This is a genomic window from uncultured Bacteroides sp. (assembly GCF_905207245.1).
Lineage (GTDB): Bacteria > Bacteroidota > Bacteroidia > Bacteroidales > Bacteroidaceae > Bacteroides.
Window position 1 is genome coordinate 60,754 of the sequence record NZ_CAJLKP010000006.1, and the last position, 21,831, is coordinate 82,584.

Consider the following 21,831-nt stretch of genomic DNA (forward strand, 5'->3'; position numbering starts at 1 on the left):
ACAACTTCGGGCTTTAACTATGATAAATGTGAATTGTCTACTTTACAAGATTGCCGTTTATATAGAGGTTTTTGAACGTAACGTCTTTTGCACCTTTTATGTCATTTCCATCTTTGGCAACATTATTAAAATGGGAATCTTCAATGCTGATATTGTATACATGGTCATTGTTGTCGAGGCCGATAATGAGAACACCGAACTTGCTTTTTTCGCAAGTCACATTTTTTAGGTGCACGTTGCGGACGGTAGGAGTGAAGCCACGGTTGCAGTTCTCGCGGTTCTCATATTGCAGGTTGATACGCAGCACTGCTTCGCGGCACTGGCCTACGGTGACATTGCGCACGAATACGTTTTCAATCAGTCCGCCGCGACAGGTACTAGTCTTGATGCGGATGACTCGGTCAAGGTCGGGACTATCCATCTTACAGTTTTCTACATACAGGTTACGGTATCCACCGGAGATTTCGCTGCCGATGACTACGCCACCGTGTCCTTTCTTCATATAGCAGCCGCGTACAATGATGTTTTCACTGGGAATGTCCCACTTGCGTCCGTCTTGGTTACGACCGGATTTGATGGCAATACAGTCGTCGCCGGTATCGAAAGTACAATTCTCTATTAATACGTTTTTACAAGATTCGGGGTCGCAGCCGTCACCGTTTGGACCACGGTTATAAACGTATACGCCACGCACGGTGAGACTTTCGCAGAATAGTGGGTGAATAACCCAAAAAGGAGAATTCAATAAAGTTACATCTTCTATCAGCACTGTATTACATGAGTACAGGTTGATGAGTTGCGGACGCAACCCGTCTTCAGGCGTCATTATGCGCTTATAAATGGGGGTGGAAGTTTCGCCGTACATCAACAGGCGTTCGCGTCCGCCGTTGCGCTGTGCCACCATGCCTTCTTTCCAGCCATAGCGGGGAGCACCGCACATAGGCCACCAAGTATCATTGGAACCTTGCCCGTCAATGGTACCTTTACCGGTGATGGCGATATTTGTTTCACCATAAGCATAAATCAGCGGGTGGGCATTATAGCAGTCTATCCCTTCCCAACGGGTGATAACTCCGGGAAAGTAGAGGCTCTGGTCGGTTGAAAATTTCAATATGGCTCCTTCTTCTACATGAAAGTTGACGTTACTTTTCAGCGTGATGGGACCTGTATAGAATGTGCCCTTGGGAACTATAACCGTGCCGCCTCCATTCAGGCAACAGGTTACTATGGCTTGGTTGATTGCCTCATGACAAGGTGCATCGGGAGTATCCGGTTTGGCGCCGAAGTCCGTGATGAGATACGTTTGCTTGGGGAAAGATGTTTTCTTGATTTGCTTTTCAATCTTTGCACTCTCCTTGAAGGCTTTATCGAAGTCTATCGGGTTGGCGATTGCCAATGAGGCCGAGAGAAGCAGGGAAAGAATTCCGAATACTTTTTTCATGTGTTTCCTGTTTTTCTGTTAAATGGTTATTAGATGTTGATGGCAAAGATAAGCGGAGAACCCCATTGCAACAGGTGAGTTTTTGATAGAAAATGTGTAATATTTGACGGAAGTACAAACAAGAGGTGAGTTTACGTATCATAAGACGGGAAAAAGGAATAATTAGTTGCTTCATAGCCGGTAAATCTATAAATTTATGCGCTGTAAAATTAGATATAGTAAGGAATGAAAAATAGATGGATATCGAACTCACGTTAATAAGGTAGATATACTATCATTTTGAATATAAACGAATCGGTCCGCATCTCAGACAAATTATTCTCTGAGATGCGGACCGATTGTGTCTTAGTGTCTTAAGTGGCTTTGATTACTTGTCCGAAGTTTTCGTTTCTTTATAAATTTTCCGTAGTAATCGCCGGGCCGGTACGGCTTTGATTTCTCCGTCGGGCGTGCCTTGAATCACGTCCTCGTTGCGCAAAGCTTTTTCTTCGAGCATTCTTCGTTCGGCAAGCGCCAATCCGTAGTGCAGTTTGCGGCTCAATTCTTTTCTCTCGTCATCTGACATAATTCTGTATGGTGTTAAAGAGTTTCACATCATGTACCTCAGTTACTATGTTACGTCCACCTTCTGCGACAATAACGCGTGGGGTATAGCTATTATCGGCCAGCAGCCAATAATCCACATAGGGCATATAAATATCAAACAGATTGTTGAGTCCTGCCTGGTAGCGGCGCAGGACAGTTTCTTTGGGGATGTCGTGTCCGCCCTTGCTGACACGTTGTGCGACACGTTCGATGGCTAGTTCCGGTGAATTCAACCAGAAGTAAATCAGGCTGACCTTGTAGCCCTGCTTTTGGGCCTGACTGACAAGACGGGTATAGGAACGTGTGGCGAGGGTGGTTTCAATAGAGAAGTTTTCTTGATTCTTCAGCAATTCATTGATGCGTTGCAGCATTAGCCGTCCGGCTTCAATCGCTACATTTCCGGGGTTGAAAGGAGAAAGACCTCGTGCTATCTCATCAGCATTGACAAACTCCTTGCATTGCAGCACTTCGGGCAATACTGTGTACGATGCAGTCGTCTTCCCGGCTCCATTACAACCACTGATAATATATAGCTGCTTATTGCTGTCCATACTCTTCTTATTGCATTCTGCTGCAAACTTACTACAAAAATGTTGAATTATAAACGATTGGTAGTTATAAAATAAAAAAGCAAATCGGTCTGCATCTCCAAAAGGCATTTCCTTTGGCATATGCAGACCGATACATTTCTTTTTATTTTACCGGCATCTTCTCAATCCGCCTCTGGTGGCGTCCTCCTTCAAACTGTGTGCTGAAGAATTCCCTCATAATCATGTCAGCTTCTTCCGTGCTGATAAAGCGTCCCGGCATCACGAGCACATTGGCATCATTATGTTGACGTGCCAGATGGGCAATCTCTGCTGTCCAACACAATGCAGCGCGGATGCCTTGGTGCTTGTTCAGCGTCATACTGATACCTTCACCGCTTCCGCAGATAGCGATTCCCGGATAACATTCTCCGGCTTCAACAGCGAGTGCCAAAGGATGGGCGAAGTCTGCATAATCGCAACTTTCAGTAGAGTATGTTCCGAAATCTTTGTACTCCCAACCTTTAACTTCCAGCCAACCGCGAACGTATTCTTTCAATTCAAATCCGGCGTGGTCGGAGCAAATTCCAATTGTTTTCATGTCCTTAATGTGATAATATGGCGATGTGCCAATGTGCCAATGGCTATGCAGCGTATATAGCGCAGCCAATTAGCATATTAGCACATCAGCACATTGAATAATTCTTATAACATTGCCTTTACTTGCTTGTAAACATTGTCAGCCGTAAAGCCGAGTTTTTCGTCCAGCACAGTGTAAGGAGCAGAGAAACCGAAAGATTCCAATCCCCAAATCTTACCGTTGACACCTACCAAGCCTTGCAGGTTGACAGGCAGACCAGCCGTTAAACCGAATACTTTTGCACCCACAGGGATAATGCTTTCTTGATAACCCGGAGCCTGGCTGCGGAACAAACCTTCGGACGGAGCAGATACGATGCGTACCTTTACACCATCTTTGCGCAACAATTCCGTACCTGCCACCAGTGTGGATACTTCCGAACCGGAAGCAACGAGCACCACATTCGGATTTTCATCGGAACCTGCCACGATATAAGCACCCTTGGCTGCCTGTTCGTAGTCATTTCCTGCGGGCAAGTTAGCAATATTCTGACGGGAGAAAATCAAACCTGTTGGAGTAGTTGTATTTTCCATTGCCAACTTCCATGCTATAGTTGTTTCTTCTGCATCTGCCGGACGAAGAACCAACATAGAGTTGTGTCCTTTGTGGTTTTTCAGTTTTTCCATCAGACGGATCTGAGCTTCCTGTTCTACCGGTTCATGAGTAGGACCATCTTCGCCTACACGGAATGCATCGTGTGTCCAAATGAACTTCACGGGAACTTCCATCAGTGCAGCCATACGTACGGCAGGTTTCATATAGTCAGAGAATACGAAGAATGTTCCGCAAGCAGGGATTACACCACCATGCAGTGCCATACCGATACAGCAGCAAGCCATAGTCAGTTCGGCAACACCAGCCTGGAAGAATGCACCGCTGAAATCACCTTTCTTGAAAGCATGCGTCTTTTTCAGGAAGCCGTCTGTCTTATCAGAGTTTGAAAGGTCGGCGGAAGCAACGATCATGTTTTCTACCTGAGTAGCAAGAGCGCCCAATACGGTAGCTGATGCAGCACGTGTGGCAGCACCTGCTTTTTGCTCGATAGCTGCCCAGTTTACTTCAGGAGCTTTACCAGAGAAGAACAGGTCGAGTTTGGCAGCCTTTTCAGGATTAGCCTTTGCCCATTCTGATTTAGCTGCATATTTCTTAGCCATAATTTCCTTCAGTTCAGCGGCACGTTTTGCGTACAGTTCCTTCACTTCGGGGAAGATTACGAATGGATTCGTCGGATCACCACCCAGGTTCTTGATGGTATTTACATAAGCATCACCACCCAAAGGAGCACCGTGAGTCGCACAGTTAGCTTCGTAGCTGCTACCATCTGCCTTACGTGCACCCTTACCCATTACGGTATGACCGATAATCAGGGTCGGACGTTCGTTTTCTGCTTTCGCTTCGTTCAAAGCGCCACGGATAGCGTCGGGATCATTACCGTTGATCTTGATCACCTTCCAGCCCCAAGCTTCGTATTTCTTGGCAGTATCTTCGATGGTTACGTCTTTGGTTTCAGTAGAAAGCTGGATGTCATTGGCATCATAGAACATGATGAGGTTATCCAGTCCCAGTGCACCTGCGATACGGCCTGCACCCTGAGAAATTTCTTCCTGTACACCACCGTCCGAAATATAAGCGTAGATGGTTTGTTGCATCACTTCTTCGAAACGGGCTTTCATGAATTTAGCTGCGATAGCTGCACCCACTGCGAAAGTATGACCTTGGCCGAGCGGGCCGGAAGTGTTTTCAATACCACGCATGATGTCGCGTTCAGGGTGTCCCGGGGTAGGACTGTCCCATTGGCGAAACTCCTTCAATTCATCCAGTGTGAATTTGCCTGCCAATGCCAACTGAGAGTAGAGCATCGGTGACATGTGACCCGGGTCCAGGAAGAAGCGGTCACGACCTTCCCATGCAGGATTTTCGGGATCATACACCAGAAACTCAGAGAAGAGTACGTTCACAAAATCGGCACCGCCCATGGCACCGCCCGGATGACCGGAATTAGCTTTCTCAACCATAGAAGCAGCGAGGATACGGATATTATCCGCTGCACGGTTCATAAGTTTGTTGTCGTTCATATTGATATTTATTTGATTTGAATACTATAATAAAGCTGGTTGAAGTGTCACTTGTTAATTTTAACAGCGACAAAGATAACTCTTTATGCGTAATTCGCAACATAGAAAGAGCCTCTTTTTTTGCTGTACTTCCGCTAGCTTCTTGTTTAAAATACAATAAGCCTTTTCGACTGATTTATTGTAACTCTATAGTAACAATAGACTTGGCTGGTAGTTTTATCTTCAATACGCCTTTATTGATTTTTACCTCTTTGAACGGAGCTAATTTTATATTATTAGGGTTCTCAAAAGAGTTGTAATCCGTCAGGTTGGCAGAAGTTAAGATTTCACCAACGGCTTTCTTAGCCTTCACATCCGGCAGGTTGATAGTAACTTCCTGTGCATTGTCGGCATCGATATTAGACATTGAGATGTGAATTTTGTCGTCCTTGTCTTTAGAGGCTGTAGCACTTACCATAGGTACTTTACGATTGTCGCGCACATCCATGATCTCGCAGTTCAGTTCGAGTGGGAGGTAAGTGGCATCCTGGTGTACATTGTACATCTTGAATACATAATAAGTGGGAGTCAGCACCATGTCTTTGCCTTTTGTCAGGATCATGGACTGCAATACATTTACTATCTGGGCAATATTCGCCATTTTCAGACGGTCGGTGTATTTGTGGAAGATGTCGAAGCTAAGAGATGCGACGAAAGCGTCACGCAATGTATTTTGCTGGTAAAGGTGTCCTGGGATGGTGCCGGGTTCTTCGTCCCACCAGGTACCCCACTCGTCGAGCATAAGGGCTACGTGCTTTTTAGGGTCATATTCGTCCATGATGGCGCAGTGCTTTTTGATAACGTCTTCTATCTCACGGCACTTGCCCATTGTCCAGTAATAATCGTCTTTGTCGAACTTAGTGGCTGCTCCCTTACTTCCGCTCCAGCCGGTTACGGTGTAATAATGGAGAGAGAGTCCGTTCATACGTCCGCCTACACGGTCCATCAGGACTTTAGTCCAGTTATAATCGTAATCGCTGGCACCACTGGCAATCTTAAACAGATGGTTACCGTCGTAGTTGCGGCAGTAAGTGGAGTAGCGGCGATATAAATCAGCATAATATTCAGGACGCATGCTTCCGCCGCAGCCCCAGCTTTCGTTACCTACACCGAGGTATTTCACTTTCCATGCTTTGTCACGACCGTTCTGGCGACGAAGTCTTGCCATCGGAGAGTCGCCTTCGGAAGTCATGTATTCTACCCATTTTGCCAGTTCTTCTACAGTACCACTACCCACGTTTCCACTGATATAAGGTTCAGTACCCAGCATTTCGCAGAGGTTGAGGAACTCATGTGTACCGAAACTGTTGTCTTCAATTGTACCTCCCCAGTTATTGTTTACCATTTTGGGGCGGTTCTCTTTCGGGCCGATACCATCCATCCAGTGATATTCATCGGCAAAACAGCCACCCGGCCAACGAAGTACGGGAACCTGAAGTTCTTTCAGTGCATTGAATACATCGGTACGATAACCTTTGATATTGGGGATATCCGAATTTTCTCCTACCCAAAGTCCACCATAGATGCAAGTACCGAGGTGTTCGGCAAACTGGCCGTAGATTTCTTTGGGAATAACTTGTGTGCCTTGGTCGGCATGAAGCGTGATCGTTGCACTCTTTTGTGCGGACAGCGATACGGATGCAGCTAAAAGTACGCTGCTGAATAATAATTTGTTTCTCATAATGGTTATTAGTTATATGATGTTTGTAATGTTATTATTTGAGTAAGCGAACCTCATAAATGGCAGGTGTCCACTCTGTTCCGTCGGGGCTGAAGCGTATCGGATAGCTGCCTGCACTTAACTTTTGGGGTAAAGAATAACAGAGCGTTATAAAACCCTCTTTATCAGGTTTGCTGATCGTTGGACTAACAGTCAGTTTTTCATTGTTAAGAAGGATGGCTACCTTGTTATGATCCTCTTTCCGTACAGTGATCATAAGCTGGGTGGCTTCTTCTTTTACTTTGAGGTTATAGCTGAACCAACCTTTGGCACGCCGGAAGTGACGGTCTTTATTGATTCCTGTTTCTGCCTGTTCGTACAGAATACCATGATCCGATTCAGGCTGTTGTTCACCGGGGAAAATGAGATCTACAGTCTGGTTGGCAAGTTCCATTGCTTTACGCTCGCTCAATGCCACTTCTTTGCGGATACTTTCTACTTCAGCTTCGGTTACCTGATGGAAATAAACGGCATAACGGGAATCGTGAAGACGGAAGAAGGGAATCAATTTCAGCGCTTCTTTCTGTGCCGGATAGACGCTACCGGTATAGGTAAATGCAACCAGGTCGTCGTTTATCCTGCGGAGTGATTGAGGCAGAGACGCGGCGGAACCTATCAGCATCGGTATTTCTTGCATGGAAATCTGTTTGCCATGGGCAATGTGTCCGCCACGGCTGTCATCTGCATATAGCCCGTCCATATTCTCCGTCCCTGTGGGGCTGGCAAGTACGATAGGGCCATACATGAATGCATAGAAATTTTCCCGATCCGGTATTTGCTCCAAGGCAACCTGCATGGGCATATTCAGGGTGATTTCATCTCCGGCTTTCCATTTGCGGTGGATGGTCAGGTACTCTCCCGGTTGGGCGTTCGTTTCCTGTACTTTGCCATTGACGGATACGCTGGCTCCTTTAGCCCAGGAGGGGTAACGGAGTTTGAGGCTGAATGCTTTCTTCTTGCTCTTTTCCACGCGGAAGCGGATTTGCTCTTCGTCGGGGAAACGGGTTTCCTGTACCAGTGTTACCTTTTTCTCTTGCCAGGTCAGGCGGGAGGGGATGAAGAGGTTTACATACAGCGTATCCTTTGCATGGGCGTAAATAAACTCTCCGTATTTGGTGTGATTCTCCAAACCGGAACCGACGCAACACCACATGGATGTTTCCGGCTGCGAATAAACGCGGTAGTGTCCCGGGCGCATAGGGGTGAAGTAAACAAATCCACCCTTTTCGGGCTGTTGTGAGGCAAGGATATGGTTATATAAAGCACGTTCGTAATAATCGGCAAAACGAATGTCGGGAGAAGTCTGGTAAAGCATCTTCGTCAGGCGAAGCATGTTGTAGGTATTGCAGGTCTCCGGACCTTGCACATCATTGAGCATGGATGTGAAGTTGTCTGCCGGATGAAAGTGCTCGCGTACACTGTTGCCGCCGATGCAGACGGAACGATGGTTTACCACGGTGTTCCAGAAGAAGCGGGCGGCGTGATCCCATTCGGAAGCATGATTCCAGTCTTTATCATCTTGTGCGAGGTCGGCGATACGTTTGTAGCCGATAACCTTCGGTATCTGTGTGTTGGCATGCATGCCTGTCAGGCGGTCCTCGTCTTTGATGAGAGGGTCGAGGATGACTTTATGGGAGAAGCGGCGTGCCAGTTCCAGGTATTTCTTGTCACCTGTGATTTCGGCAACATCGGCAAAAGTTTCGTTCAGTCCGCCGTGTTCGCTGCGGAGCATGTCTTGCATTTGCCGGTCGGTGAGTCCGGCGGTGATGTCTATCATCCAGTCGGTGAGGGCAATTAGCATCTGGCGGGCAAGGTCGCTTCCGGCGTAGAGGTAAGCGTCGCGCAGTCCGGCATAAGTCTTGTGTATATTGTATAGGGGCACCCATTTGCCGTTGAGGTCGAAACCTCCGGCACGGATATTCCCGGCTTTAATTTCTTTCCAAAGTTGCAGGCTTCCGGGAGTTCCTCCGATGAATCCGGTGTCTACGGCTTGCTGCGCACGATGTAGTTCGGCGAGCATATAGTTCAGCCTATTGTATATGGCTGTGTCTCCGGTAGCGGCATACATCATGGAGAGTGCGGAAATGTAATGTCCGCCGATGTGTCCGTCCAGTCCGGTGTTTTCCCAGTTGGTATAACTTGGCGCTTTGGGCGTCAGTCCGGCTTCGCGCAGGAAAGGGGCGATCAGGCGGTCGGGCTCCATGGCCATGATGTAGTGCAGGTCGGTCTGCTGGGCTTGCAGGAAGGGGCTTTCCAACAGCTTGACGTCTTGCAAAGGGAAATAGGAAACTTCTTGTTGGGTTTGAGCTTTCCCGGTGAAGAGAAAGCTGAAAAGGAACAGGGAGGTTATGAGGGTTGATTTCATAATTGTATCAGAGATTTGGGGTTGGAATTATTGGTACTTTACTGTACGGGGTGTGCGTACTGAGCGGTATGGGGTGTGCGTACTGAGCGGTACGGGGTGTGCGTACTGAGCGGTACGGGGTGTGCGTACTGAGCGGTACAGGGTGTGCGTACCGAGCGATACATAAAGTATCTGCCATCCTGAGCTTGCCGCGGGCTCTCTTCTCTTTGCACCCGGTGAGATGAGATGCTCCGGCTTCGCTCAGCATGACAGATGTTTTTCAATGTATCACAGTGACCCGCTTACTTCTTGAATTTCACCGCCGCTTCTTCGATGGGCAGTGCCGCCTTGTAGTTTTCGATGTATGCGTTGAAGCCTGCCACATCTTCAGCTGTAGGCGCTATCTCAACACCCGCGTCTCCGCCAAACACTTGCTCGTCCAGGAAAGCGTCGAGAGGTTGCTTCTTCTGGTTGTTCACAAGGAATGAAGCCAGCAACGCAATACCCCAGGCACCACCTTCACCGGCCGTTTCCATTACGGAAATGGGTGAGTTCAGTGCTGCCGCAAGTACTCTCTGGCCCACATTCTTAGTCTTGAACAAGCCTCCGTGTCCTGTGATTCTGTCAACTTTCACCTTTTCTTCTTTGAAAAGGATGTCATTGCCAATCTTGAGGACACCGACAGAAGCGTACAAGTGCGTCCGCATGAAGTTCGCAAGGCTGAACTTGTCATTGGCCGAACGTACAAACATCGGTCTTCCATCCGCAAATCCTGTTACAGGCTCGCCTGAGATGTAATTGAATGAAATGAGGCCGCCACAATCCGCATTGCCTGTCAGGGCATGATTGTAGAGTTTTCCATATACTTCGTTCATATCTACAGGTATACCCAGCAATTCCTGGTATTCCTTGAATAGGTTGATCCATGCGTTGAGGTCAGATGTACAGTTGTTGCAATGTACCATGGCTACGGGACTTCCATCGGGAGTTGTTACCATATCGATCATTTCGTAGGGCTTTGACAGATCTTTCTCCAATACAATCATGGAGAATGAAGAGGTACCTGCCGATACGTTTCCTGTACGCTGCTTAACGGCATTGGTTGCCACCATACCGGTACCTGCATCTCCTTCGGGCGGGCAAACCGGTATTCCAGCTTTCAAATGGCCGGATACGTCGAGCATCTTAGCGCCTTCCGGTGTCAGGAAACCTGCATTTTCACCAGCCGGCAATGCCTTGGGAAGAATATCCAGCAATTTCCAGTCGTATCCCTTCGGAGCGATTAACTCGTCGAACTTGGCCACCATTTCAGCGGAGTAGTTTTTGGTAACCGGGTCTATGGGGAGCATACCAGATGCATCGCCTATGCCCAATACCTTTTTACCGGTCATCTGCCAATGGATAAAACCTGCGAGCGTTGTCAGATAATCGATATCTTTCACGTGTTCTTCGTTGTCCAGAATGGCCTGATACAAGTGAGAAATGCTCCAGCGCAGAGGAATATTATAAACGAACAGTTCTGATAAAGCCGCCGCAGCCTCACCCGTATTGGTGTTTCTCCAAGTACGGAAGGGCACGAGAATCTCTTCTTTATCATTGAATGCCATATAACCATGCATCATGGCGCTGACACCGATTGCCGCCAAAGCTTCTATCTCTATGTCATACAGGCTCTTCACGTTTGAGCGAAGGTCGGCGTAACAATCTTGCAGTCCATACCAGATGGCCTCAACGCTATATGTCCAAAGTCCGTCAACCAACTGGTTCTCCCAGGTGTGACTTCCTTGAGCGATGGGTTTGTTTTCCTGGTCAATCAAAACAGCCTTGATTCGAGTGGAACCGAATTCTATGCCAAGAATGGCCTTGCCTGCTTCGATGGTTGATTTTGCGTCTGGTTTCATAATCAACAAAGCGCTTTGTTCAACATGTAATATACTTCATTCATGCGCAGTTCTTTCTTGAACTCGCTGATAGTTGTATTTTCATCGATGACTACCATTTCGATACCTGCCATTTCTGCATAATCTTCCCAGTATTCTACAGTCAGATCATAAGAGAAGCTGGTGTGGTGAGTACCACCTGCCAGAATCCATGCGGCGGCACCTACTTCGAGGTTCGGCATCGGAATCCACAATGCGCTGGCAACGGGCAGTTTGGGCAGCGGTTTGCTCTTGATACATTCTACCTTGTTCACGATGAGGCGGAAACGGTTGCCCAGGTCAACGATAGTAGCGGCTACGCCTTCACCTTGTTTGCTGGTGAATACAAGACGTGCAGTTTCGCTATCGATACCAATGGCAAGACGGTGTACTTCCAGTTTCGGTTTTGCTTCAGCAATCAGCGGACAAACTTCCAGCATGTGTGCCTGGAGGATAGCGCTCTTTTCACCGTCGAAATGCAAAGTATAGTCTTCCAGGAAAGAACAACCTTTCGGCATACCTTGGCTCATGAACCATGTGGTACGGTACAAAGCGGCAGTTTTCCAGTCACCTTCCGCACCGAAACCATAACCTTCTTCCATCAGACGTTGAGAAGCCAATCCCGGAATCTGGTCAAAGTCACCGAGGTCGTTGAAGTTGGTAGTAAATGCTTTGGCACCTGTGTCTTTCAAGATACGACGGAGAGCGATTTCTGCTTTTGCAGAGTTCCATACTTTGGTATAAGCTTCTGTTCCGTTTTTTTCCAGTTCAGGAGCATGGTCGTATTCTTTGAAGTAAGTATCTACCATTGCCTGTACGTCTTTGTCTTCCACTGCATTGTAGTACTTCATCAGGTCGTTTACCGGACAGTAGTCTACGTGGTAACCCAAAACTTGTTCAGCGGATACCTTGTCACCATCAGTAACAGCAACGTTGTTCATCTGGTCACCGAAACGGATAATCAGCATATCTTGTGCATCAGCCCATCCGGCGCAAACGCGCATCCATGTCGCGATCTGGCCCTGTGCTTTTTCATCTTGCCAGTGGCCTACCACTACCTTACGGTTTTTACGCATACGGGTTACAATGTGGCCGAATTCACGGTCACCGTGAGCTGACTGGTTCAAGTTCATGAAGTCCATATCCATGGTATCCCAAGGAATTTCTTTGTTGAACTGAGTATGGAAGTGCAGCAACGGCTTCTTCAGTTCCTGCAAACCGTGAATCCACATCTTGGCAGGAGAGAAAGTGTGCATCCAGGTGATAACACCGATACATTTCTCATCATTGTTAGCAGCTTTGAAAGCTTCAGTTACTTCTTTAGAAGAGTTTACCGTACCTTTATAAACCACCTTTACCGGCAATTTGCCGCTGGCGTTCAATCCGGCTACCATTTCATTACTGTGTGCGTCTACTGCGATAACTGCGTCACCTCCGTACAGGAGCTGTGCTCCGGTTACGAACCATACTTCATATTGATCAAATGCGTTCATAATTCTTTAATTTTTAGTTGTTAATTTTTAATTGTCGATTGTTTACTGTCCATAGTAAGCGTTAGGCCCATGCTTGCGGTTGAAATGCTTTTCTACCAACAGCGGATTCATGGTCAGTTTCGGATTGACGGCATAAGCAATGCTTGCCATCTTAGCCACTTGTTCCATTACCACTGCGTTGTGTACAGCATCGTGCGCATCTTTTCCCCAAGAGAAGGGACCGTGATTCTTTACCAGTACTCCCGGGGTGTGTACAGGGTTCAGCCCTTCAAAGCGCTTCACGATTACATTTCCGGTTTCCATTTCATACGCTCCTTCCACTTCTTCCTTTGTCATATCTGCCGTGCAAGGTATGGCATCGTGGAAGTAATCTGCGTGTGTCGTTCCGATATTCGGAATGTCACATCCGGCTTGCGCCCAGGCAGTAGCGTACGTAGAGTGGGTGTGTACCACACCGCCGATTTCAGGGAAAGCCTTGTAGAGTACCACGTGGGTCGGAGTGTCTGAAGACGGTTTCAATCGCCCTTCCACTACCTTGCCATCGAGGTCAACCACCACCATGTCTTCCGCCTTCATATCGTCATAACTTACACCACTGGGTTTGATGACTACCAGCCCCGTTTCACGGTCGATAGCCGATACATTTCCCCAGGTGAAGATAACCAGTCCATGCTTCACCAGTTCAAGGTTGGCATGGAATACCTTTTCTTTCAGTTCTTCCAGCATAATTTCATTTGTTAATGCGATAAGGTTTTAGAGTGATAATGTGGTAAGGTTTTAGAGTGATAAAGGTAATATCACCCTATCACTTTATCACTTTATCACCCTATCACTTTATCTATCACAGTTTAAAAATCGGTGCCTTGCGGTATGCCTTCTCATTGAATTTGTATAAGGCAGCTCCGCGTTTGGAACCTGTTTTATCAATCTTATCTGTTTTTTCAATGTAGTCCATTTCGGCTATCCGTTTACGGAAGTTACGCTTGTCTATCTGTTCACCGTAAATAGCTTCGTAGAGGCTTTGCAGTTGAGACAGCGTGAATAACTTCGGTAACAGGTTGAAGCCGATAGGCTCTGTGGATGCTTTCTGTTGCATCAATTCCCGTGCTTGTTTCACCATTTGCGGATGGTCGAAGATCAAAGGCGGTAATTCATTGATGTTTACCCAGTAGGCATTATGCTGGTGCACCAGTTCGCGGTCGTACTCGTTGATGTTGATCAATGCATAGTAAGCAACAGAGATAACCCGTTCTCCCGGATCACGTTCCACTTCGCCGAACGACCCTACTTGCTCCATATATACATTTTCCAAACCGGTGAGTTCCGCCAGTACACGTTTGGCAGCATTATCCACACTTTCACCTTGTTGCACGAATCCACCCATCAGAGACCATTCACCCATTGCCGGCTGAAAGTTTCGTTTCAGCAATAACAGGCTCAGTTCTCCTTCGTTGAAACCGAAGATGATGCAGTCGATACCAACGTAAAAGGTTGGATTTGAACTATAGTAATTACTCATCATATATTTTTAGTTACGAGCTGCATGCTACAAGCTACAAGTAGGTTGTGCTATCATACCCGGACGACACTCGTAACTTGTAGCCCGTAGCTTGTAACTGTTTTACCAGAAATAGATATAGAAAGCGGCAGTGATACCCAGGATAATAACCGTATGGATAATATCCCAATGGTTCCAACTGACGCGCGTTTCCGCTAATTGTTCTGGAGTTGAAGTACCAAATACCAAGCCTTGTATTTTCTCCGCACTTGGCGCTTTCGTAGCCAGGCTGACCAAAATAACTACGATGATACAGAATAAGAACATCCATCCACAGAAGAACAACCAGTTCATATCATAGAACAGATATTTGAATGTACCGCCTGCCACGTCGCCTGCGTTGCTATAATATACTTTGGCTCCCAAACGAGTCAGACCAATAACCATACCGGCAATCAATCCCCACATACCACCTTGTGCAGAAGTACGCTTCCAGCAGATACCCAACAGGAAGGCTGCGGCGATACCCGGTGCCAATACAGACTGTACGTCTTGCAGGTAAGTATAAAGTACATCACCTACGCTACGCATGATAGGTATCCACAAAATACCCAGAATCACAATTACAACAGTTGCTGCTTGCCCGATACCCACCAATTTCTTTTCAGATGTTTTGGGCCTGAAGCGTTTGTAGAAGTCAATTGTAAACAACATAGCTGAGGAGTTGAAAAGAGACGCCAGTGAGCTCATCAAAGCTGCCAGGATACCGCAAACTACCAGACCTTTAACACCTGCCGGCAATAGTTTTGCTACCAATGTCGGGAAAGCTGCATCGGCATTTGCCACACCGTTGTCCAGCATCGGCAAGAAACCTTCACCACCGGCACCCAGATACTTCTGATGCAATGCAAAAGCAATCATACCCGGAATCAGGAATAAGAATACGGGTAACAGTTTCAGATAGGCACCGAAGATCGTACCGCGACGTGCTTCTTTCTGGTTCTTACCTGAAAGAACACGTTGCACGATGAATTGGTCGGTACACCAGTACCAGAAACCGATGATGGCTGATCCTATCAATGCTCCCAGCCAGGGGAAGTTAGGGTCACTATTGCTGCGGATTAATTCCGTCATAGTATTTCCTTGATCGTTTACGGTAACTGCACCACAAATTCTCATCATTTCGTCCCATCCACCTAATTCTTTGAAACCAAGAACGAGAATAATCAGTGAGCCCAATAACAAAATAGGTGTTTGCAATACAGAAGTATAAAGTACAGACTTCATACCACCAAAGATTGTATATAACGCAGTTATCAAAACCAGACCGATTGCTGCAATCCAGAAGAAATCAATTCCCCAAAGTTCTTTAATTCCGAATACTTGTTGGAAAACCAAACCACCGGCATATACCGTAACTGCTACCTTAGTCAATACGTAACTGATTAAAGAGATAACAGACAATATGGTACGTGATTGCGGATTATAACGACGTTCCAGGAATTCAGGCATCGTATATACCATACTTCTTGAATAGAAAGGCACGAATACCCATCCCAAAATAAGAATCATCCATCCCTGAATCTCCCAGTGTGCCATAGCCATACCACTGGAAGCTCCTGCGCCTGCCAAACCAATCAGGTGTTCCGAACCGATATTTGATGCAAAAATAGATGCACCAATCGCAATCCATGTAGCATCACGTCCACCCAAGAAATAATCTGCTGAGTCGTTCTGTTTTTGTCTGACAACCCAAACAATAATACCTATCAGAGCCAAAGCGAAGACTCCAATTACAATCCAATCTAATGCTTCCACAATACTTATGTTTAAAAGTTAACTATTATTTCTCTACTGAGAATTTAAAAATACATTCGCTGTTGTAAGTTTGTCCCGGCTCCAGTACAACGCTCGGCCATTCGGGCTTATTGGGACTGTCGGGATAGTGCTGTGTTTCCAGGCAAACGGAAGCACGTTGATTATAAGTGATACCTTTTTTGCCGGTTACGGTTCCATCCAGGAAATTGCCTGTATAAACCTGTATACCCGGTTCGTTGGTGTAAACTTCCAGTGTAATACCACTTACCGGTGATGTCATTTTTGCAGCTACCTGAGAGAGGTCGCCCTTTGTGTTCAGCACCCAATTGTGGTCATAACCGTTTCCATTCTTCAACTGTGCGAAATCGAAGTTTGTGATGTCTTGTCCTACAGTCTTGGGAGTAGTGAAGTCCATCGGAGTATCTTTCACTGTTACAATTTCTCCTGTAGTCATAAATGTGCTGTCTACTGGAGTGTAATTGTCTGCATTTACATATAAGATATGATCTGTTGCAGCATTTGCAGGATTACCGGATAAGTTGAAGTAGGAGTGGTTGGTCATGTTGATAACCGTTTTCTTATCTGTGGTAGCACTATACTTTATATCTATAGCGTTGTCATCAGTCAGTTTGAAAAGAACTTTAGCTGTTACGTTGCCTGGGAATTTTTCATCTCCGTCCGGTGAAATACGAGTCAGTTCCAAGGTAGTGTCGTCAATCGGATTGGCTTCATATACCTGATATTGCCAGCCTTTGGGACCACCATGCAAGCAATGCCCGAAGTTGTTTTGCGGTAATTGGATAGTATCTCCGTCCAGTACGATTCTTCCCTGGTTGATGCGGTTTGCATAGCGGCCGATAGAAGCACCGAAGTCACTCGGAATGTTGACATAGTCGGCAATGCTGTCAAAGCCTAGAACAACGTCCTGCATATTCCCGTTTTTATCGGGAACCATAATAGAAACGATACGTCCTCCGAAGTTAGTGATGCATACTTCCATGCCCGACTTGTTCTTCAAGGTGTAAAGATCTGTTTTGGCATTGTTCACTTCTGTTTGAAAATTCACCGGATTCAGACCGGACAAAGTCAACTCCTGAGCTGGCTTGTTATTGCACGCAGATAACATCAGTGCGGCAATTCCTGCAAGTAGAAAACTGTTTTTCATGGTTCTATTTTTAATGTAAATGAGATAATTATCTAATTTTGGGTGTAAAAGTAACACTTTATTTGAGTGTGTTAGCTACACTTGTATATGTTATGTAACATAAAAGTAAAAAAACAGCCTCAAATGTCGGGTTGTTGAGGCTGTTTTTAGAGCCCAGATTTACTAATTCCCTACCAAGTTCGTATCAACTCCTTACCAACTCCCTATCAAGTCCAAATGTATAGACACGAAGCAGATACGGTTCATATCCTATCCGGATATGGACGAAATCTTATTTTATTTCTTCTTTTTACCCCAATACGTCTTGCTGTTGGTATACCCTGCATAAACAATTGTATGAGTTCTCGGGCTGGCTTCCCAATCCACTTCCCGTTGCAGACATACTTCTACTCCATTGCTGAATGTGATGCGCTGGTTGTCGGCATCATAGTTCCACGTTGCGCCTTTCCAAGAACCATCGGTTACTTTATGATCGGCAGAAAGTGCCATTGTATTGGATGTTTTCTGCTTTCCGTAAGAGTAGGAGAGGTCTATATGTTCCCAACTTCCTGTCAGTTCATCTTCTGTTATGGGCAGTTGGGGCACGGCGCCATAACGTTCCGGCATTACTACCGGCCATCCCGTACTGGTCCATTTGATGGAACGTACATGCCCCATCATCACGGCATTGCTCGCATTGATACCCGGTATATCTTTGGGCAGACGTCCTTGCGAGGCATAATACCAATTCCCATTTCCATCGTCAAAAATAGCACAGTGAGCGATACCTACCCATCCGTTGCTGTTGCTGAACTTGTAGGGGTGTGTAACGATGGGGAGCATTTCGCCGCCGAATCTGGTGAGATCTGTTCCGTCAATGCCTAAGTAAGGACCCAGAATGCTTTGAGAACGACACACGCGTGTGTTATAAGGTACCTCCAATGCATCATAAGCCATGAACAGGTAATAATATCCGGTGTTTGGATTATAAATGATTTCCGGTCCTTCGGATGCCTGCCAGCGATTCCCAATCTGGCGGGTGACGAGTAGTTGCCCGTAAGGAGCTATATCTTCTTCCGTTCCCCAAGGTTTGGGTAATGTATTCAGTGGCTTTCCGGTGGCTGCATCTACTTCCAGAGCCGCTATGCCGCTATGCCATGAGCCGTAAACCAGATAGTGCTTGCCATCTTTGTCGATAATATAACTGGGGTCGATTGCATTCCATTTATAATAGCAATTTGTCCAGTCATCGGGCTTGACGTTGAAATTTAATTCTTTATCAGAGGCATTTGTGATGACGTATCCTTTGTCTTCCCAACCTCCATTATTGGCGGGATCGGTGTTTTCCATCATACCGATAAAGGCACGTTCGCCCCAGGTGTTCTCACCGTTGATCAGACCCGGGCATACGATGGAGTAGTACATGCGATAAAGCCCGTTTCTGACTTTCCGGACACTGGGTGCCCAATAGCCAAAGGTACTTATGTCAGGCTGAACTTCATTCAACCCCATGGCTTTGCGTATTTCGTTCAATTTAGGAATCACCCAGTCGGGTAGTGAGTTCATGGTACCTCCCATGTATTCCCAATTCACGAGGTCTTTGGATCGACGGCAGTGAAAATGTCCGCCGTATTCATGCGCATTGCCATACGAGGCATCCGTCTGATACATGTAATAATAACCGTCTTCGGCTAATACTATACTGGGGTCATGTACATTGGCTAAATTCCATTGGCTTCTGTTGCTCCAGTCTGCAATGCTGATATAATTATCAGGGTAGGAAGGAGCTATGTATTTGTCCAATTCGGAAGTAATGCTGCGGGCTGCCGTTGTGAATGAAATTTCTGTTGAATAGGCAGGATTCCCATTGGCTACAGTGGCAAAAGCCTTGGCATAGTATTTAGTTTCAGGCTCAAGTTCCGTTATGGTCAGGTTGAGTGACAGACCTGCGCTGCTCATTTCAACAGTCCGGTTGGAAATGGTCGGATTAGACTGGGTATCATAACAAATACCTTTCTTTAAGATAGCGGATGGGGTATTTGTTGTGATAGTCGCAATTATAGTTGCTCTATCTTCCGTAACATTTGACACAGATGGTGTCGAAATGGAAATAGTTGTCTCGTCTATGTCAGGCTCATTGCTTTCGCTGCTGCACGCTCCTGATAAAACGGAATAACTGAAGAGTAATAGGGTCCACTTGAAGAACTTCATAGGTAAATCGTTATAGGTAAATTAGTACTATAGAGAAGCAAATTGCGAGTTACAATTATAAAAGCAATGCTGTTAAATTGTAACTCGTAATTAATATAGTTTTATTCAGTAGGAGTTTCTTCAGAAGGCGTTTCCGGTTCTGTTACTCCTACAGTCATTTTCACTTCAGGCGAATAAACTACTCCATTAGGGTAAAGAGTAGCAAAAGCCCGTACATAATATACAGTATTGTCTGCCAACTCAGTCAGAGTCGCTTCCATCTTTCCATTCTCAGGAAGAGTTTTCACTGTGGCACTGTAGATGGTAGGATTCTTGGAAGTATCATAGCAGAAGCCATAGGCCATTACTCTGATAATGCCTTCATCCAAATCTTGCTGACTGACTATTACATCAGAAGTCGCTATAGCGGTAGGAGCGGCAATCTCGGTCAGTACAGGTGCACCGAGAGATAGTTCATGGCTATCATTGTCATCATCGTCACAAGCGGTAAAACCGATGAGCAGTGAGCAACTCACCATTAGTATGCTTAACCATTTATTAAGTTTCATATTTTCGGAGTTTTAATGAGTTTATTTTTTTATTGCATTTCCCAGCCGGGATTTTGTCCTAAGTTAGGCAATCTCTTGACTTCGGCATCCGGTATCGGGAAGTAGTAGTTCTTCGGGCTGTTGAAAGCACGTGATTGGTGCATTTCCGCCGGACCGTAATTGAACACCGTGCTTTGCCCCGGAGTTACAGCTACACCGTAAAGGTTGTAAACCTGCTGGTAGTAGGGCAGACTCTTTTCGCTGGCAGCACTTTTGCCTTCGAATAACTTCCAGCGGCGCTCGTCGAAGAAACGATGGTCCTCGAAGCAAAGTTCGATGCGGCGTTCGTTGCGGATACGTTCGCGAAGCTGCGACTGGCTCATTCCACTGTAGGGTGGCATGCCTACACGGGCACGCACTTCGTTCACATATTGATAAGCATTGTCCGGGCCTTCAGCTTCGTTGATGGCTTCGGCAGCATTCAGCAATACTTCGGCATAGCGGAAGATAGGACAGGCGTGTGTATAAGTAGTCGGACTCTTGAACGACATATTATTCAGGAACTTCTTAGTATAGTATCCGGTGAGTGTTCCACCGTGCAGTTCATGATAATCTTTGCCGGAACCATAAGTAACATCTACTTCACGTTCTTCATCTTGTTTTGCATCTCCCCAGATAGAACCGTGGTGCAGAATGGTTTGCTCCAAACGTGGGTCACGGTTGGCGTACGGATTCTGCGGATCGTAAGACGGATCTTTATCTATAGGAAGACCATTTTTAGTTTCATAGCTATCCACCAGGTTCTGTGTCGGATTGGTACGTCCGGTTGAGTTTACACTACCACTGAATCCGCAGGGAGCCAGGAACAGTTCTATTTCACGGGTTTGCCATTCTGAACGGCTCAAGATATACTCGTTGTTCAGGTGAGGCGTGGAAACGAAACATTCATAATAGTTCTTGTCCGTATCATTATCTGCCGTAGTATACAGTCTGTACGGATTGCTCTGGGATCTGTTTTTCGTGATGAAGTCTGTTGCAGCCGTTGCAGCTTCCCTCCATAGGGAAGCGTCATTGTTAGGATTGTGCAAAGGCGATGCTCTGTACAACAATGCTCTTGCTTTTAATGCATACGCTGCAGCACCGTTCACACGTCCCCAGTTCAGCTCTTCCTGTGCATACCGGAAAGGCAACACGTCTTTTATCTTATCACATTCGTCAGCAATCCATTTCAGTGCATCGGCGCAATTGGTGCGTGCCATGTTCATTTGTTCCGGATTGGTGTATTCGAAAATGATGGGCTCGCCGTTCTCATCTTCACCTACGATGGGGATATCGCCGAACCAACTGGCCTGGTCGAAGTGGAAGATGGCACGGAGCAGTCGGGCTTCAGCCATGTAACGGTCGTACAAACGGTTGTCGTCACCCTCCATTTCAGTATTCTTCACAACGCTTTCGCGGGCATACTTCAGAAAGTTGTTGGCGGCACGGATGCCTTTGAAGTTCTTTGGCCAGAAATCTTCTGCAAACGAATGTTTGGTTGCGGAATAAGCGTCTGTCAATACACTGTGATAGTAATGTACACTCCAGAAAGAGAGTGCATTATCCGTCATACAATCGCGTGATGCACCACGGAACTGGCCATCTGTATAACCTACGAACGCATCCGGTAGGTAGGTATATATATTTGCCAGATAGCCGCGGGTATTCTCAAATTTCTGGAACACCTGTTCCGCATCCAGGGTCAAGTCTACCTCTTTGTCTAAGAAGTCGCTGCAAGAGGTGAAATTTACAGCCAGCAGTGCGGCTGCCATATATTTGAATATCTTTTTCATATTTCTCTGTTTTTCATA

The 21,831-nt window shown here is 46.3% G+C and carries 16 protein-coding genes; all 16 read right to left on the bottom strand.

Features of this window, described 5'->3' with window-relative positions; all coding sequences use genetic code 11:
* Nucleotides 1–37: 37 nt before the first annotated feature.
* A complete protein-coding gene (locus QZ135_RS03415; RefSeq protein ID WP_294605948.1) occupies nucleotides 38–1,441 on the bottom strand; it encodes a glycoside hydrolase family 28 protein in 1,404 nt (467 codons plus the stop codon).
* Nucleotides 1,442–1,808: 367 nt separating this feature from the next.
* Entirely contained in the window at nucleotides 1,809–2,006 is a 198-nt protein-coding gene (locus QZ135_RS03420; RefSeq protein WP_294605950.1) for a hypothetical protein, read from the bottom strand.
* Nucleotides 1,996–2,577 (bottom strand): zeta toxin family protein, encoded by a 582-nt coding sequence (locus tag QZ135_RS03425; protein WP_294605951.1) that lies wholly within the window; start codon nucleotides 2,575–2,577, stop codon nucleotides 1,996–1,998. Before QZ135_RS03425 ends, QZ135_RS03420 begins: the two co-directional genes overlap by 11 nt.
* 142 nt (nucleotides 2,578–2,719) lie before the next feature.
* Entirely contained in the window at nucleotides 2,720–3,154 is a 435-nt protein-coding gene (gene rpiB, locus QZ135_RS03430; RefSeq protein WP_294605952.1) for a ribose 5-phosphate isomerase B, read from the bottom strand.
* Between the two features lie 104 nt (nucleotides 3,155–3,258).
* Nucleotides 3,259–5,268: a transketolase gene (locus QZ135_RS03435; RefSeq protein ID WP_294605953.1), complete on the bottom strand. Its 2,010-nt coding sequence runs from the start codon at nucleotides 5,266–5,268 to the stop codon at nucleotides 3,259–3,261.
* Nucleotides 5,269–5,443: 175 nt separating this feature from the next.
* On the bottom strand, nucleotides 5,444–6,988 hold the full coding sequence (locus QZ135_RS03440) for an alpha-L-arabinofuranosidase C-terminal domain-containing protein (RefSeq protein ID WP_294605954.1): 1,545 nt from the start codon (nucleotides 6,986–6,988) through the stop codon (nucleotides 5,444–5,446).
* Between the two features lie 34 nt (nucleotides 6,989–7,022).
* On the bottom strand, nucleotides 7,023–9,392 hold the full coding sequence (locus tag QZ135_RS03445) for a glycoside hydrolase family 127 protein (protein ID WP_294605955.1): 2,370 nt from the start codon (nucleotides 9,390–9,392) through the stop codon (nucleotides 7,023–7,025).
* A gap of 281 nt (nucleotides 9,393–9,673) precedes the next feature.
* The gene (locus tag QZ135_RS03450; protein WP_294605957.1) at nucleotides 9,674–11,272 is read right to left on the bottom strand and encodes an FGGY-family carbohydrate kinase; all 1,599 of its coding nucleotides are present in this window, start codon (nucleotides 11,270–11,272) and stop codon (nucleotides 9,674–9,676) included.
* A 2-nt stretch (nucleotides 11,273–11,274) separates the two neighbouring features.
* Complete coding sequence (gene araA / locus QZ135_RS03455; protein ID WP_294605959.1) at nucleotides 11,275–12,783, bottom strand: L-arabinose isomerase; 1,509 nt, start codon at nucleotides 12,781–12,783, stop codon at nucleotides 11,275–11,277.
* Nucleotides 12,784–12,825: 42 nt separating this feature from the next.
* A complete protein-coding gene (locus QZ135_RS03460; protein WP_007663863.1) occupies nucleotides 12,826–13,509 on the bottom strand; it encodes an L-ribulose-5-phosphate 4-epimerase in 684 nt (227 codons plus the stop codon).
* Nucleotides 13,510–13,624: 115 nt separating this feature from the next.
* On the bottom strand, nucleotides 13,625–14,302 hold the full coding sequence (locus QZ135_RS03465; RefSeq protein ID WP_294606024.1) for an NUDIX domain-containing protein: 678 nt from the start codon (nucleotides 14,300–14,302) through the stop codon (nucleotides 13,625–13,627).
* Between the two features lie 102 nt (nucleotides 14,303–14,404).
* Nucleotides 14,405–16,099 carry a sodium:solute symporter gene (locus tag QZ135_RS03470; protein ID WP_294605961.1) on the bottom strand — a complete coding sequence of 565 codons (1,695 nt, stop codon included), beginning with the start codon at nucleotides 16,097–16,099 and terminating at the stop codon, nucleotides 14,405–14,407.
* Between the two features lie 25 nt (nucleotides 16,100–16,124).
* The gene (locus QZ135_RS03475; RefSeq protein WP_294605963.1) at nucleotides 16,125–17,264 is read right to left on the bottom strand and encodes an aldose epimerase family protein; all 1,140 of its coding nucleotides are present in this window, start codon (nucleotides 17,262–17,264) and stop codon (nucleotides 16,125–16,127) included.
* A 276-nt stretch (nucleotides 17,265–17,540) separates the two neighbouring features.
* A complete protein-coding gene (locus QZ135_RS03480; RefSeq protein ID WP_294605965.1) occupies nucleotides 17,541–19,454 on the bottom strand; it encodes an arabinan endo-1,5-alpha-L-arabinosidase in 1,914 nt (637 codons plus the stop codon).
* A gap of 101 nt (nucleotides 19,455–19,555) precedes the next feature.
* Complete coding sequence (locus tag QZ135_RS03485; RefSeq protein WP_294605967.1) at nucleotides 19,556–20,002, bottom strand: hypothetical protein; 447 nt, start codon at nucleotides 20,000–20,002, stop codon at nucleotides 19,556–19,558.
* A 29-nt stretch (nucleotides 20,003–20,031) separates the two neighbouring features.
* Nucleotides 20,032–21,813: a RagB/SusD family nutrient uptake outer membrane protein gene (locus QZ135_RS03490; RefSeq protein ID WP_294605969.1), complete on the bottom strand. Its 1,782-nt coding sequence runs from the start codon at nucleotides 21,811–21,813 to the stop codon at nucleotides 20,032–20,034.
* Nucleotides 21,814–21,831: the final 18 nt, after the last annotated feature.